General features: G+C 44.6%; 13 protein-coding genes and 1 pseudogene. 6 read left to right on the forward strand and 8 right to left on the reverse strand.

Annotation, left to right across the window (positions count from 1 at the left end; genetic code table 11):
* Positions 1-131 precede the first annotated feature (131 nt).
* Positions 132-1,301 carry an IS4 family transposase gene (locus tag HUN05_19405; protein WDP88150.1) on the forward strand — a complete coding sequence of 390 codons (1,170 nt, stop codon included), beginning with the start codon at positions 132-134 and terminating at the stop codon, positions 1,299-1,301.
* Here the strand turns inward: HUN05_19405 and HUN05_19410 are convergent.
* Both HUN05_19410 and HUN05_19415 read right to left on the reverse strand, forming a co-directional pair.
* Positions 1,298-2,437 carry an EAL domain-containing protein gene (locus HUN05_19410; GenBank protein WDP87023.1) on the reverse strand — a complete coding sequence of 380 codons (1,140 nt, stop codon included), beginning with the start codon at positions 2,435-2,437 and terminating at the stop codon, positions 1,298-1,300. The genes HUN05_19405 and HUN05_19410 overlap by 4 nt on opposite strands.
* Positions 2,438-2,530: 93 nt before the next feature.
* A pseudogene (locus HUN05_19415) lies at positions 2,531-3,999 on the reverse strand (HDOD domain-containing protein).
* Positions 4,000-4,132: 133 nt separating this feature from the next.
* Between HUN05_19415 and HUN05_19420 the strand changes: the two are divergent.
* Together HUN05_19420 and HUN05_19425 are read left to right on the forward strand one after the other, a co-directional pair.
* Positions 4,133-6,118 carry a class I adenylate cyclase gene (locus tag HUN05_19420; protein ID WDP87024.1) on the forward strand — a complete coding sequence of 662 codons (1,986 nt, stop codon included), beginning with the start codon at positions 4,133-4,135 and terminating at the stop codon, positions 6,116-6,118.
* A gap of 8 nt (positions 6,119-6,126) precedes the next feature.
* Positions 6,127-7,128, forward strand: coding sequence for a tetratricopeptide repeat protein (locus HUN05_19425; protein WDP87025.1), 1,002 nt, complete (start codon positions 6,127-6,129; stop codon positions 7,126-7,128).
* A gap of 65 nt (positions 7,129-7,193) precedes the next feature.
* Here the strand turns inward: HUN05_19425 and HUN05_19430 are convergent, their stop codons facing one another.
* From HUN05_19430 to HUN05_19450, 5 genes are all read right to left on the reverse strand, one after another.
* Positions 7,194-8,003 carry a hypothetical protein gene (locus HUN05_19430; GenBank protein ID WDP87026.1) on the reverse strand — a complete coding sequence of 270 codons (810 nt, stop codon included), beginning with the start codon at positions 8,001-8,003 and terminating at the stop codon, positions 7,194-7,196.
* A gap of 65 nt (positions 8,004-8,068) precedes the next feature.
* Entirely contained in the window at positions 8,069-9,019 is a 951-nt protein-coding gene (locus tag HUN05_19435) for an ankyrin repeat domain-containing protein (protein ID WDP87027.1), read from the reverse strand.
* A gap of 357 nt (positions 9,020-9,376) precedes the next feature.
* Positions 9,377-10,521 (reverse strand): IS3 family transposase gene (locus HUN05_19440; GenBank protein ID WDP87028.1). Its coding sequence is split into 2 segments (ribosomal slippage): positions 9,377-10,239 and positions 10,239-10,521, totalling 1,146 coding nucleotides; the frame shifts between segments, so codons are not numbered across the junction.
* 19 nt (positions 10,522-10,540) lie between these two features.
* Entirely contained in the window at positions 10,541-10,897 is a 357-nt protein-coding gene (locus HUN05_19445) for an ankyrin repeat domain-containing protein (GenBank protein WDP87029.1), read from the reverse strand.
* A gap of 129 nt (positions 10,898-11,026) precedes the next feature.
* On the reverse strand, positions 11,027-13,420 hold the full coding sequence (locus HUN05_19450) for a tetratricopeptide repeat protein (GenBank protein ID WDP87030.1): 2,394 nt from the start codon (positions 13,418-13,420) through the stop codon (positions 11,027-11,029).
* Between the two features lie 93 nt (positions 13,421-13,513).
* Here HUN05_19450 and HUN05_19455 point away from each other — a divergent pair, with 93 nt between their 5' ends.
* From HUN05_19455 to HUN05_19465, 3 genes are all read left to right on the forward strand, one after another.
* A complete protein-coding gene (locus HUN05_19455) occupies positions 13,514-13,696 on the forward strand; it encodes a hypothetical protein (GenBank protein WDP87031.1) in 183 nt (60 codons plus the stop codon).
* Between the two features lie 56 nt (positions 13,697-13,752).
* Positions 13,753-14,052: a hypothetical protein gene (locus HUN05_19460; GenBank protein WDP87032.1), complete on the forward strand. Its 300-nt coding sequence runs from the start codon at positions 13,753-13,755 to the stop codon at positions 14,050-14,052.
* A gap of 180 nt (positions 14,053-14,232) precedes the next feature.
* Positions 14,233-14,913: a hypothetical protein gene (locus HUN05_19465; protein ID WDP87033.1), complete on the forward strand. Its 681-nt coding sequence runs from the start codon at positions 14,233-14,235 to the stop codon at positions 14,911-14,913.
* On the opposite strand, the gene HUN05_19470 is transcribed toward HUN05_19465, so the two are convergent.
* On the reverse strand, positions 14,844-16,082 hold the full coding sequence (locus HUN05_19470) for a DUF4062 domain-containing protein (protein ID WDP87034.1): 1,239 nt from the start codon (positions 16,080-16,082) through the stop codon (positions 14,844-14,846). The genes HUN05_19465 and HUN05_19470 overlap by 70 nt on opposite strands.
* Positions 16,083-16,133: the final 51 nt, after the last annotated feature.

Here is a 16,133-nt window from a genome sequence, read left to right on the forward strand (position 1 = left end):
AATCAGTAGTGTCCGGTTAGGTTGTTGCATATAAAAAGCATCTAAAATCATTGAAAAAACAGTCGGTTTTGTGTTGACAAATGTGCGTAAAAATTTTTGTGCGCCTTGAAAACTTAACTCAAGGAGCTCAAATGACGCACATCTCAGTCCCTAAAAAACAACTACGGTCCCTGAACTTTGACAATTTCAGGTGCCCTCTGATAAAGTCACTTTCAAAAGCACCGGAATTACAATCTCGAGGAGACCGCCCTTTAAAAATGACATTCGAAGACCAGATAAATGCTTTGGTTTATTTCCATCTTCAGGAGCACAAGTCTGCCCGACATTTAATTCAGGATCTCAAGGAGAATGTTTTTGCTAAAGAAAATATTGCGCCAGACGGTGGTATCAGCCGTAGTAGTTTCTGTGAAGCCATCAATCACAGGGGACTCGAACAACTGCAATTTATCTTTGAGGATCTTTATAAACAGGCTCTTGAGTGTCATCCGGGTGAACACGCCGAGTTAGGAGAGTTGGTTTCCATTGACGGTAGTCTCATAAATGCAGTCCTTTCAATGCACTGGGCGAACTACAGAAAAGGAAGTAAAAAAGCCAAAGTACATTGCGGATTTGACATTAATCACGGAATCCCAAACAAAATCTTTTTGACTGAAGGCAACGGCGCTGAACGCACTTTTGTTCCCAAAATACTTTCCAAGGGGCAAACAGGTGTTATGGATCGTGGATATCAATCCCATAAAGAATTTGACCTGCTTCAGGAGCAAGGCAAACATTTTGTCTGCCGTATAAAAACCAGGACAACAAGAACAATTATTGATAACCACGAGACCCCTTCCGACAGCTACATTTTTTATGATGCACTGGTTAAACTTGGTACTCCGAATCAAAACCAGACGAAAAGGCCTGTTCGGGTTGTTGGCTATAAAATTGCTGGCGTCAAATACTATGTGGCAACTGACAGGCATGATTTAACAGCGGAACAAATAGCAACAATTTATAAACTCCGGTGGACCATTGAGGATTTTTTCAAATGGTGGAAAGAACATCTGAAGGTATATCATCTCATTGCCCGCAGTGAATACGGCCTTATGGTTCAGATTCTTGGCGGCCTTATCACTTACCTGTTACTGGCAATCCATTGCCAAAAACAGTTTAATGAAAAGGTCACGATCAAAAGAGTTCGGCAGCTGCGAACCGCCATTCTAAATGACCTGTTTGGCTGCGAGGAGCAAGGCTCTCATAGTTCAAACAGGGACAATATTGTCAAAGATCAAAAAATTATTGAGCAAGCAAAAACCTAACCGGACATCACTGACTGGGAATAGGTCTCAATGAGTTTTTCAACAGAAGAATGAATATCGGCAATGGGAATTTTGAAAATAAATTTAGACAGATCCTTTCCAAACGAAGGATTTTCAAGAAGCGGCCTGCCGAATTTTGAAAAAATATAGGCTTTAAAGGCCGAGTCCCGGATGATGCCCACAGGTTCGTCATACTCATTGACCACGGGGAAAAACATAGACTGTTCCTCTTTTCTGAACCGATCCACAATAAAAATTATATCGCAGTCAGAGTTCACAGGTGTCACGTACTGGATCTTGCCTGAAATCAGGGATCTGTCCTGGAATTGGCCACGGCGTTTTTCCTGCCGGGACAATTGCCGGACTTTTTTATATTTGGGTTTGAGTTCTTCCATGTTCCGGGTGGGGATCTGGACAAAATACCCCTGGACCATATCACACCCAATGGCCTTGCACTGGGCAAACTCCTCCAGGGTTTCCACGCCCTCGGCAATGACAAGACTGCCCATGAGATGGGCAAAATTGACCATGGTGGAGACCAGGAGCCGTTTTTTGGGATCATTTTCCATATTCTGGATAAAAAACCGATCTATTTTAATATAGTCAGGTTCCGTGTAATAGATCAGCTGAAGGCCTGAAAATCCTGTGCCGCAATCGTCCACAGCAATTTTAAAGCCCTGGGAATGGTAGGCTTCCAGAATTTTAGCCGCATCCCCGTTATCATGGAACTTATGTTTTTCAGAAATTTCAAAACAGATGTCATTCTGGGAATACCCCAATGCCTTAAGAAGCCCCAGGGTGTTTCCGGGTGAATAATCCATGGAGTCAAAGAGCCGGTTGTCCAGGTTATAAAAGAGCTTGACAGGATTTTGCCTGTAGAATAAAGAAAATTTTTTCAATACCTTTTTGCGCAGGGCCAGGTCAACCTGGTGGAGCAGCCCCTTTTCATAGGCCTTGTCAAACAAATCGTCAATGGAAGAAAACCCGGCCGCTTCATGGCAGCGAACAAGGGCTTCAAACGCAAAGGTATTGCCCGTATGGATGTTCACAATGGGCTGAAATGCATAGTCAAGCCTGTCCAGCCTCAGTGCCCAGTCACCCTCTTTGATATCCGGTGGATCTGCCTCCCAGATCATACTCTCTCCTAATTCTTGTCATAAAATTATTAAAAGATTACACCAAGAATATGAGAATCGTATTAATCCCGACAAAATCACCAAAGAATAAAATCACCTTGAATGAAGGGTAAAGGTTTTGATCATAAGCTCCCGGAACACCTGGATATAATCCGTCACCTCACGGGAAAAACGGCAAAGCCTTTTAGCTTCAGCACCGTTGATACCCGGTCCAGATACCAAGAGGGCACCTGCTTTTTATAGGATTCTTTTTTAATATCCCTGACAATCATATCTGTCTGCCCAAGGATGGACTGGTTAAAAAGATCGGCACCGGATTCAATTTTAAAGGCCATGGCCGATAAAATATCTTCAGGCCGGGGGTCTCCTTTAAAAAATCTGGGTTCCATGGTGCTGGTCTCTTTTTTCTTGATGCTGATGACCACCTGGTTAAAATAAAAACAATCATCCATAACGCCCACAAGGCGGGTAAAGACCTTGTGAATACTCATCTTCCGATCAAGGGCGTCTTTTATCCGGGTCATCCCGTGGAGCAGCTCTTTTTTATCTTTGATGCCAGGATTTTTGTTCAATGTATTGTCCACCAAAGGATCAATGTCCAGAAGCTCAGCATGGCGCACCATTTTTTCTCTGGACATCCGGACCAGGTTCACAGCCGTTCTCATATCAATATCAAGGATTTCAAAATACGTGTCAGAAACCTTTCCTGCCTCTTCACAGGGGTCTTTGTCCGAAATATCGGATAAGGCCTTGATAAAGGCGCACAAATAACGCTGGGTCTCTTTTGGGGCCAAATCTGTCCGGCCATGGGGGATCTTGGGGATGGGCTTCATGGCCTGGACCACATCCTGGGGCAGGTTCAATTTCAGGGCCACCACCCGGCCCAGGTCGGAATAGGTCAGGCCGACAATCTGCTTTGCGGCAATTTCCCTGGAAATTTTTTGGTCTTCCATGGCAAGTTCCACACGGATATAGGTCTGGGGGTCAAACAGGGCCACCAGGTATTCCCCAAGATCATAGACCATGGCTGAAATCTGCAGGGCATCAGAGGTTTTACCCCCCATATCCTCGGCAATCTGTCTTGCCATAATGCTGCGCTGGAGTCCTTTTAAAGTCTTTTCCTTGAGGATTTTTGAATTGGCCAGTCCCTTCATCATCTCATAGACCTTGAGGCTGGCAGCGATCTGTCTGACCTCATCCGTGCCAAGGATGATCATGGCCTCTGAAATGGTTGAAATTCCTTTTTGGGAAAACTGGCGGTAAAAAGACGAATTCACCAGTTTGAGAACCTGGGCGGTAAGGGCCAGGTCCTTGAGAATCACCCGGGCGATATCATCGGCCGAGGAATAGGTCATATTCAAAATCTGATTCACATTATTGATCTGCCGGGAAAAGGACAAAAAGGCTTTCTGGCTTTTCATTTTCTTAAAAATGGAATTGACAAAGACCCGGTAATTTTCAGGGTCAGATGCAATCTCCTCCTTGGGGCGATTTGCCTTTTGGGAGACCAAATCATCTATGCAGATGGTATCCAGATCAATGCCTGCATGGGGGGAATCCATATCGCCCTTTCACACTCCATTTTAAAACATACTTGAAAACAATGGGAAATATTTCGTATACTGTTAGTATATCTTAAACGGTTTACCCCATATTATCAATTCATTTTAATCTCCCTTGGGAGCCAGAATCGCCATGACCCGGGAACAGGCCAGGACAAAATTAAAGATTCACGAGATGAAATCGGCATTCTCCAACTATAATATGGTGAGAATGCGAGAAGCCCTGCGTTATCTGTCAGGCCCCAAGCTGACCTTGTTCGTAAAAATCCCTTTTCTCATCCATACGAATCTGCCCCAGCTGCCGGGCTATGTCCAGGATCTGCCCACGGCCCACGGAATATACAATTTCCAGGCAACTGGTTTTTTCAAAGAGGCCCTAAGCCAGGGCAAATTAGAAGAAGCGCTGGTAAAGGCAGGCCCGGTTGAAGCCCCCTGCGTGCTTGGCTTATACCATATCGGATCTTTGGGGACCTTTACCCAGTCTCCCCAATCTGATTTTGATTATTGGGTAATCATTGATAAACACAGCTTTACTGAAAAAAGGTATTATAACTTTGAAAAAAAATTGGCCCATATTGTTAAATATTCCAGGGAAGAATTCAGCCAAAAGGTTAGTTTTTTCATCATGGACCAGGCTGATATCCGCAAAGACTGCTATGCCGGATTCAACACCCGGGAAACCATGATTGCGCCCAAGCTCTTTTTAAAAGAGGAATTTTACAGAACCTTTCTCATGATCGCAGGTAAAATACCCATCTGGACCCTTTTGCCCCCCAATATACCCAAGGGCATCTACAAAGAGAAGGTCAACGGTCTTTTGCAAAAAAAAGAGATGAATATTAACCGGGAGTATATTGATCTTGGCAAGATTGAAATTCCTGAAAACCAGGATATCTTAAAGGGCATTCTCTGGCATATCTGCAAGTCCAGGCAGGACCCGGTCAAGGCCATGATCAAGGCGAGCATGATCATGTCCCACAGGTTCGGCAGCAAGGAACAGTCGATTCTGCTCTGCGATGAAATTAAAAAAGGGTTTGCACTTGCCAATATTGACGATTACGGGGCAGACCCTTATAAAATCCTCTTTGACCGGGTGATTGCCTTTCATAAAGAGAACCAGCCCGGAAGCCTGAACCTGATCAAAAACGCCATATTTTTCAGGCTGTGCGAATATCCCATGGTTCAATCCCCGGCACCGGGATCTCCTAAAAAACAACTTTTGGACCGGTATATCAGGACCTGGAATCTGAACCCGACCCAGGTTAAAAAACTCATCACCTATCCAAAATGGCCGGAACAGGAAAAAAGACTGCTTGAAAAAACCTTTGTCAAACAATTGTCCAGGATGTACAAACAGATCAGCCAGGGCGATGAACTCAATTTTTCAGGCCTTGGCCAGACAGACCAAAGAAACCTTAAAATCCTGATCAACAAGACCCGGGAACGGCTCAACCTTTCAAAAGATAAGATCCAGGAAAGTTCCACCTACCTGGCCCGTCAATCGTACACCTTCTTTTTGTTCAGGAAAAAAAGATTTGCAGGGTGGGAATTGAGCACCCTTGAACCTAAGGGATCAAAGGAAATAACCCTTCAAACCTCTCCCAGTTTTTTGGGACTTCTGGGATGGATCATTGAAAACCGGCTCTACCATAGGGCAGAGGCCTCAATGAGAATTGATGTAAAATCCAACCTCTTTGGCAGCCAGGATCAGCCGATTTCAGCCGATGCCCTCTACCTTGAATTTCAACCGGCCAAACCCTTGTCAGACGATGTGTTTGAACATGGGGCCCTTTGGCGCAAACTGATGGTCCTTTTGGTTGAATCCACCTCTTCAAAGGGCTTTTCCCGGGTGGAAATCCTTGCCTTGAATACCTGGGGGGAACTCTTTGAATCTCAATTGGAACTTGACACCCAAACCAGGATGGATGATAGATATAAAAAAATCGCATCACAAATTAACCTGTACAAGGGGAAAAATTTAAAACTTCTTTTTTACCAGATGTCGGACCGGCGTGATCCAGATGCGGTTTTTCGGATCAGCCAATACCTGGAACCCAGATTTTTTACCCCCCAGGAAAAGGACCCTTTGAGAAAACGTCCCCTGCTGGACAAACTTTAGGAAACCCTATGACCCATCCATCAATTCTCATTGTCTCGGAAAACATAGACGAACAGGAACATTTGGAGACCGCCCTGGCCGGTTTGGGCTATGATACCCCCATGAAAGCCCATGGAGGAGGCAATGCCTGGGCCCTATTGAAATCCGCTCAAATCGACTGCGTGATTGCCGCCTATGAGATGGAGGAAATGTCAGGCCTGGCCCTGCTGAAAATCCTTCGGAGGGAAGAAAAATTAGGCGAGGTTCCCTTTTTCCTGACCCATGATGCATTTACCAAAATTAAGGTGATAAAGGCAGGTGTCTCAGGCCTTTTTGTCATTCCCTATGAACCGGCGGGAATGAAAGCCAAACTGGACATGGCCATGACCCGGACAAAAGATCCCGTAATTCATCAGGCAGAACTGCGCATTGACAAAGGGCTTGAACTCATCGAACAAAAAGAATTCACCAAGGCCCTGGCGGTGTTTGAGACCCTGGTCAACCAAAAAGAAAATCCTGAATATTATTTTAACATCGGCTATATCAAAACCGCCCAGAGCAAGCATTCAGAAGCCATAGACGCATTTTCCAAGGCCACCCAGCTCGACCGGCTGTTTGTAAAGGCCTACGAGGCCATGGCCAGGGCCTATAAAGCCATGGGAGAACTTGAAAAATCAGAACAATACATGCAGACCGCCGCTGAAATTTATATGGACACAGACAAGCTCGGTGCGGCAGAAGAACTGCTTAACGAACTTTTAGATGCCGGGGCCAACTCGTTAAATGTATTTAATACTTTAGGCGTGCTCCACAGGAAAAAAGGCAATACCAAACAGGCCCTGGCCCAGTACAAAAAGGCCCTCAAAGTCCATCCGGACGAACCCTATATCTATTACAATATCGGCCGGATCTACCTGGATATCAAAGATACAGGCAAAGCCAAAGCCTATTTTCAAACCGCCCTGGACAAGGATCACGACTTTGACGAGGCCAAACAGGTGATCAAGGCCATTGACCTGGGTCTGATCTGAGACTGCCAATCCCCTGTGAGCCGTTATCCCATGGAAATATGGTTCCGGCATTTAACAAAATTGATTCAAGAGGCCTCAAAATAATCACCGATAGCACCGATTAAAGGATCTAACCAGAACAAAATCAGAAAAAAAGATAAGCAGACGTTCAGTTCGGTGCCAAGGATGACCATGTAAAAAAATTTAGATTCTTTTTCAGCATCATATACTGAAACCCCGGTTATTTTCCCATAAAGCGGATCCATAAGAGCTTCACAAAGACTGCTGAAAAATTCAACAACATGGACAATGATGATAAATATGATGTTCAATCCCAAAAGGAATACCAGGGGGGCTGGGCTAAATTCTGTCAAGCTCTTCCAATACAGATCCAGGCTGTAAAGTGTAAAACCAGGGCTTCCATTGGCAACGATTCCCAAGACAGGAAAAAGGGCAAAAAAGACTGCCATGGTCAAAACCCAGTATATGCAAATTTTGAGTTTAAAGGATTGATTGGAATTGATTTTTACATCCGGTGGCCCCTTTTTTTCCGGATTCAGATCCACCGGCTCCGCAGAAAAGTCCCCCGCCTCAGATTCAATGACGCTGGTTGTTTCAAAACGTTTATTTTTCCCCAGTGGTTCAGGTGCTATAAAGGCAGAGATCTGCGAATAGCAAGAGGGGCAAATATTCCAGTTGGTGGTATCCGGGGCAACAATATTATGTTTCCAATGCTCAAAACTTTTTCCCCTTGTCCAGCCGAGCATTTCATAAGCAGGATCCACTGAAATCAAACCAAGAGTATAGGGGTTGAATCCTTTGCTAACCGATAATTTCACTTCATTGGAAGTCACCTCTTTAAACTGCCCCGGTCTACTGCAAATGTCACAAATCATATGGCAAAACCTCCCTAAGTCACCTTTAAAATAAACAGATCAAAATGCGGCCTTGAGTCTGAAAATCAAAACACCATTGTTGGGTTGACAAGGGCCTTTTTGCAGTCCGGGCAACATAAGGATTCTCCAATAAAGGTTGTTTTTGTACTGCTGCACTGGGGGCAGAATAATTTGGCGCAGGATTCACAATACCCCCAGGGAGATCCGCTGATCACAGCCACTCCGGTTTTATACGCCCCGGGTATAGAAATACCGCAATGACCGCAGCAATCCCCAGGTTCGGCCTCCATGTCTGTCTTGTCTCCCGGATCCTGCTTCATTCCTGTGGATGGAATATTCGTGTTTTGATCGGGTTTTGTTTCAGACCTGAGAATCTCTATTATTTTAAGTTTAATCTCTTGATTTTTTCCTTCAACAGAGTCCAGGGCGGTCTTTTTATCCCTTGCCCGGATATTGACATCTGCACCCATCTCAATAAGCTGTGTGATTACTTTCAAGCGATGGGCATCTTTTTTCTCTAAAACACTGATATCCATACCTCCGGCAAGCAAAAGCGGTTTCAGTTCTTTAAAATAATCTCCCTTGGCAACCTGAATTAATGCGGTTCGGCCCTGACTGTCCACGGCATTGATATCTGCCCCCTGGTCAATGAAAACCTTGCACATATCAAGATTGCCCTCAAGGGCCGCTTCCATCAGTCCTGTTCGACCGGATGAGTTCAGCTGATCCGGGTTATCTTTTTTTCCCAGAAGCAGTTCAAGAATCTCGGGTTTGCCATAGGCACAATCCATGGCTGATTTTCCATTTTTGGCGATCATGTCAAGGCTTGCCCCGCTGTCAATCAAACGCTTGATCAAAGGAGCCTTATCATTATGAGGACTGTGGGTTTCAATGAGAGACATGAGACCGGTTTTACCGTCATCATCCACAGCATCCAAATTTATCCCGCAACTGACCAGCAGTTCAAGAATTTTAGCTTCATCTCCCTTTCCCCAAAAAAAATGAAGCGCTGACATATTCCCCTGTTTTGCTGCGCCTGCCCCCAAACTTAGACCACGGAACTGGATTTCTTAAGTGGAAAATGCGTTCCTATGGTTCGTGATTTAAGCGGCCTGAGAGCCGCCTGTTTAAATACTTTTGTGCCATAATCCTCTTGTAATTTTATAGCATCATGGTATCCTCCTGCCGCCAGCCTGGAGGATAAGGCAATGCTGGGAAGCAACCTGAGCGCCATGACTGGTAACGGAGACATGGGGGCAGCATACAGTCAGTTTTATGCTGCCCTCTCTTCCATGTTTCTGTTCTTAATGCGTTAAATCCCCGCGCCTTAGCGCGGAATAAATACCCCGTAGGGCCGCCGGAGGCATATTCAATCATGATTCCTTATGAACCTCCTTGTTGACAAAGCTTTTCATGAATACCTCAGCCGGGGTTTGCTTGTCCAGTGCAGAATGCTTTCGTTCGCAATTATAGTATCTGAAATAAGCATCCAGCCCTCTATAAAGCGCATGACCATCACTGTAGGCTTTGGGATAAACGTCTTCATACTTGAGGGTCCACCAAAACCGTTCGATGAATACGTTGTCAATAGCCCTTCCGCGACCATCCATGCTTAAGGAGACTTGTTTATCCAACAATACACTGGTAAAGGCTTCCGAGGTAAATTGTGAACCCTGGTCTGTGTTAAAGATCTCCGGAGTGCCTTGTTCCAATGCCCGTCCCAGCGCTGCAATACAAAAAAGACTTTCCAGTGAATTCGATAATTCCCATGAAAGAACATATCTGCTATACCAGTCGATTACAGCGCTCAGGTACATGAACCCGTGCTGCATCGGAATGTAGGTAATGTCGGTTCCCCAGGCCTGGTTGACGCGTTCAATCTCAACACCACGAAGTAAATACGGATATATTTTATGTCCAGGTGCAGGCTTGCTCGTGTGTGGCCCAGGGGTGATTGCCTGAAGCCCCATGCGCTTCATCAGACGTGCCACCCGTTTATGATTGACACAATGCCCCTGATCACGAAGCCAATCGGTCATTCTCGGATAGCCGAATTCAGGATGCTTCATATACTGCTCGTCAATCAGACGCATCAACACAAGATTTTCATTTGTTTCGGGAACAGGGTTATAATAAAAACCCGAACGTGGTACGCCTGCCAGCCTACATTGGCGCCGGATCGAATAGACGGGGTCAGGTTTCACCAAACCCCGACGTGATGAAACCGGCAGGCTTATAGCTTTTTTTCAAGCCACTTGATATCCATCTTCAGTCGCCCGATTTCTTCATAAAGTGGAGAAGTAAGCTCTTCCTCGCTTTTTGACTGCCGTTTTTTTCCAGATGAAAAAAGTTCCGGGGCATTTGAAAGCAGTTGCTTCTTCCAAGCTGATATTTGATTTGGATGAACCTTATAAGTTGCCGATAACTCAGCTAATGTTTTTATCCCCTTTATTGCTTCGACTGCCACTTTAGCTTTAAATTTGTCCGAAAATTGTCTTCTTTTACGTTTCATTTTCATGCGTCCTTTTTTACCATTTTCAGGACGCAGATTCCACCTTAGTAAGTGGTCCAAAAATCGGGGTTAAGCGCAGTGCATTCACATCAGCCCCTGAATCAACAAGCAGTTTGACAATATCATAATGCCCGTTATTGACGGCAACAAGGAGTAAAGGTCTGATGTTTTTATCCTTTGAGGTTATGCTGGCGCCTTGGTTAAGCAAAAATTTGACGATTTTGGTATGCCCGCTCCAGACTGCTTTAAACAATGCATTGAACCCGATTTCCTGGGAGGTATTCAATGTTTTTGAAGAAGATGAAAATATTTTTTTAAAGTATTTTTTTACGGTCTGAAAATCGCCATTGTCACACGCTTCAAACAATTCTTCTTTATACATTTTATCTCCAAAAATTAGTAAAATATGGTTAAGGGTGAGTCCTCATTTTATAGTCACTTAAAAAAGTTTACGACGATTTTCTCCTTTGCCCGTTTATGCGTTGGATATTTTTTTATTTTCTGTGCATCATTAAATCTCTTGTTCAATATCGGCTTTAATTTTTTGTAAAAATTGCCTTGCCCCTGGTGGAGACGGGTACTTTTCCAGTGTTATCAAGGCCCTGTTACAATTTTCCAGTGCAGGGCCAAACTTTTTAAATTGAAAATAAATCAATGTTTTGTTGGTCAGGCTCTGGCATAATCCCTTTGGATCATTGATTTGGGTACAAATTTTTTCATGTTCCCGGCTTATTTCAAGGGCATGATCTTTTCTGCCGGACTCAATCAGTATTCCTGCCTGATTGCCTAGGGCATTTGCATAGGATTTTAAATTGCCTATTTCATATGCGATTTCAGCTTTTTGCCGGTTCAGCTCAATTGCTTTTTCACAGTCTTTTAACTCATAATAAATATTGCCCATATTTCCCAGACAGATGGCCAGGCTTTTTTTATTGCCGGTCTGCCTGCAGATTCTCTCTTTTTCCCGGTAAAGGGCCAATGCTTCGTCAAAGCGTTTAAAGGCCCTGAATATCATTGCCTTGTTACCGATTACAGTCTGGAGGCCATCGTTTAGTCCAAGTTCCCTGCAGATGAATTCGGCTTTTTCCAAAAGGCCCAAAGATTCTTCATACCGATGCTGGGCGTTCAAAATAAGGGATCTGGCATTATAACAGCTGACAATATCCTTTTTGAGCCCATTTCCGGCATATAGATCCTGGGCTGTTTCCAAAAGGGTCAAGGCCTGGTCCAAATGGCCCTGATTCTGAAGGATGCCTGATTTTTTAACCAAGGCATCTGCCATGTTCTGCCAGTCCTTTGTCCTGTCACTGAGACTCAAGGCCCGGTCAAGGATCTTTTGGGCCGGGCCTAATTTCCCCTGGAAAACCAATAGATCAGACTGCCCGATAAGGCTCTTGGCCACCATTGGGTCGTTGCCCAGGGTGTCAGCCTCTTTTATGCATTTTTCATAAAGAAAAAACGCCTGGGAAAAATCAGATTTCTTTTTTAAGATCGTGGCCTGATCCCACAAAAGGCTTAAAACAGAAGCGTCATCTTGAATTTCCTGGCATAGCTTCAAAGCCTTTGCTGAAAATTCAAGGGCCTTGTCAAAATCTCCGGCACTGTCAAAAACAGCTGATTTTATGGCCCAGAGATGCTGAATCATGTATTTGTTTTCCAGAGCCGTGGCAATCTCCAAAGCCTCATCAACTTTTGCCAAGGCCCTCTGGGTTTGAATCCTGGCCGCAAGTATATCGGCCTGGTGCCCCAGCACACGGGACAGGTTATCCTTGTCATTGAGATCCCGGCAGAGAGCCTCGGCATTCTCAAGTTCACCCTCGGCCTTTATAAATTGATTTTTCCGTTTATAAATATTTGTCTTCTCAATCAGGCTTGGAATCAGGTCCCGGGCATTGCCTTGGTGAATTGAAAGCCCCATAAGACAATCCTGGAGTTCCCCGGATTCATCTGGATATCCCAGGTTAAGAAAAAGGCGGGCAAGCCTGTGCAGATACCGTCTATGGAATTTGGGATGCTCAAAAACAGAGGCAAAGACCAATCTTAAATTAATGGGCTGATTCTTTTTAAGCGCTGTCCAATACCGGTACAGATCAAACTCATTAAATGCAAAGGCTGCCATGAAAAAATCAAGATCTTTTAAAAGATGCGCCAGCTTATCCCTGTTCTTGGCACACATCAGCTGCCAGGGATATTCCTCAATTCTCCGGCTGCCAAAGCTAACCTGCCCAAAATACCGGGCAAGGCATGAATGAACATCACCAGCCGCTTGGGGGCGGGTCAAATATTTTTCCTGAACAGCCTTTGAAAAATATTCATGGGAAAAATGTATATATCCGGAACTATTTACCAAAAAATTCCGGCATGCCAAAAAAAGCTGGGCCCAATAAAATTGAGGCAGGGGGCGGTCAAAAGTCTTGCCTGTCAGGCCAAGCAGTTCCGACTCCAAAAGCCCCCGCCGGGATGCCCATATAAAGGACATGATCTTTCTCACAAGACCTGGATTTTCTTTTTCATAGTCCTGCTCATACCGTGAGAGCACATATTTAAAAAGCTCAACAGGTGTTTTTGCCTCAAGGTAAGCCTCTATTTTACGGCCAAGGGTTTTATGATCTCCATGGAGACGAATTTCTTCTAAAAGGGTTCGCATGTATACCGGTAGCCATGCCTGGGGACTTTTAATAATTTTCTTTTTATTTTTCCGGTCCAGTTTTTTACGGTAGAGTTTTAAATAATCATCAATGAATTGTTTACATTCTTTTTCGCTTTCAAGGGGATAAATGACCATCTGTTCATATTTTTTTGCCGCTATATTTTTTTCAATGTCCCCAAAAGTGCAGGAAGTGACCAGATGAACATGGGCCGGCAGGGCATCTGGTATCCAGAACAACCCTTTGGAAGGGCGCATTCCCATTTTCCCGGTTTTAAAAAGGCCTGTCTTTTAGAGCAAAAAGAATGATATCCTCTGTTGCGCTGAAATGAACATAAATGGATTGTGCTAATGAAGAAAGCTGAAGATTGTAATACTGTTGATGAAGTCCTTGCATGCCTCAAAGAACTGGAAGAAGATCCAAATCGCTTGGTTCGTAACGCTAACGAATTAGAACAGATGGAGCAGGAAATCCTTGAGTATACAAATCGGATAAGCGCCTTTTTTTTAAAAAAAAGATCCTGGCCTCAGTAGATTCCTCTGAACAGGTCGACCAAGAAAAAAAATTGATGTCCAATTGGCCGGGACGGATGAAAAGCGAAGGGCTTGAGACCGTTTGGATTCAGCTTTGTACAGATAGTTCGGTTGATATTCATGTTCGATACTATCGAAGGTCCTGTGACCGCCGAAAAGGAAAAAGATATAAAGGTGCATACGCTGGCTTAATCCTTCTTGGAATCCATGATCGCTGCTCGCCTGCTTTGGCTTCTATGATGAGTTCTTGGTCAGCCTTATTAAGTTCTTTTGAAGAAGTCCGTCAAGTGCTTTGTGACCGTGGGATGACGTTGGGTATAAAGGTCATCCGTAAACTGACCTATCGGTACGCATAGCGGGCTCGAGCCGAACAACAAGCGGGCCGAATCCCATTAAATGATAGAGATTTACTTGAAGGGCGGCGAGTCGTTATCAGCACTGATGGTGGCCGCACTCGGCTCAGAGAGAAGAAAAGGGGACCAAAAACCCAAAAGGATAGAACCCGATTTCGTGGGGCATGGCGAGAACCCAAGCTTTTGATCATTTATGTAGTGGACGCCCATGGAAAACAAGAAAAAAGCTTTTCACCATTTATTGATGGCTGTTTCAATGGACCGGATGGTGTATTCCACTTGTTAAAGGGTTATTTGAACTCCCTTCATATTCAGAACTCAGACAAAATACTGTTTGTTGCAGATGGGGCACATTGGATTTGGAATCGAATCCCCGGACTGCTAAAAGCATTGGGTTTGGCTCCTGAGCGTGTGTATGAACTTCTCGATTTCTACCATGCAGTTGAGCATCTGGGTACAGTAGCAGGCTTAAGGAAGACCTGGTCATCCAAGGAACGCAAACGCTGGGTATCGAAGCAGCGAGGTCTTCTGCTGAAGGGAAAGGCGATTGAGGTGGTACAGGCCGTCCAGAAGCTTTGTAGAGGCAGAAACAGTAAGGCTATCAAGACGGAACGGGATTATTTTGTGCGCAATGAACTGAGGCTTAATTTCTCAACTGTAAAAGCGTTGAACTTACCTATTGGCAGCGGTGCTATTGAAAGTTCGATTCGGAGAGTCGTGAATTTACGTCTTAAAGGTCCATGCATCTTTTGGTATCGGGAGAATGCAGAAAAAATGATTATGCTGCGATCATTTTATAAAGCAGGGCGTTGGAACTGCCTGAAGCAGATGGCAAACATGCACAATCCAGTGCCAGCGGTATAACCGGGAAAATGGGAATGCGCCCCTTTGGAAAGGCCTTGGGCAGAAAGCGTATTAAGCGAATCAATCAGGATGACAACTCGAAAGGTTTTGGGAATCTTTTCCAAAACCCTTTGAAAGATCAGGTGAATATCTTTTAAATCCTGGGGCAGATCAACGGATAAATGATACCGGCCCGCAAGTTCATGGATAAACCGTTTTAATATCTGCTTATAATCGCTGCTCCGGCTTGAGGCCCCGACAAAATGGGTCAGCCATATCGTCCCTGGATATTTTGCCGGGGCCCGGGATACCCAGGCAGCCAAAAATGCGGATTTGCCCACCCCGGATTCACCCGAGATATTGATAAACGGATTTTCCTGGTCAATGAGTGCATTTAACTGCTCAAAATATTTTTCCCCGCCAATATAAATCTCTGACTTTTGGATACAAAAAGTCTCTTGGGCAATGGCTTCAAGAGTGTGTTCACTCAAATTTTCTTCATCTTCAGGAAACTTGGCATTGATTATGGAAATTAAATCCTTTTCAACAAGCGCTCCTAATTCCCGTAGGGATTTAAAATTTTCCCGAACCTTAAAACCGCTTTTCCTGATCTGATGCTTTAGTTGGGCAAGCTGCTTTTTTTTTTGACTGGATTGATTGACCGCCTTTTTAAGGCCCAGCCTTTGGATATCTTCAGGGGAAGGCCGTTCCTCATAACGACTGCGTTCCTGCTCAGGAAGGCTGTTGAGAACATCGGGGTCCCGAAAATAAAAAAAGGCATGTTCCGCCATATGGGGATCATTTAAAACCCCGTGGAGAATTTCAAGTTCGGTTACAGACTTGTGCCTGTGTTTTTTGACCCATTTTTCCTGGTCAACCACCTGTTTTGGAATCTGGTCAGGCACCCAGCCGTACCGTTCCCCCAACAATCCTATAAAATAGGGGCGGCAATGGTTGATTTCCTCCAGACAGATGGGCAGCACCCGCCCCTGGCGGCTTTCCTCTTCCGTGATTCCCCAGCGCAGATCAACCTCTTTAAAAGAAACAGATCGTTTTTCGCAAAGGGCTTTGAGTTTCAAAAAACTGTTTTTCAACAGATAATCCCTTTCTTTTTGCATATCAAGAAAGGTGGAGGATATAAAAACCCGGATTTCTCTGTTTTGTCTGGTGTTTTTTAATCTGATTTCCATGTTCAATCCGCTTGCCGGTGACCAAAAACATTTTTTTCCGAACCTATAAAA

It is taken from the genome of Desulfobacter sp., assembly GCA_028768545.1.
GTDB lineage: Bacteria > Desulfobacterota > Desulfobacteria > Desulfobacterales > Desulfobacteraceae > Desulfobacter.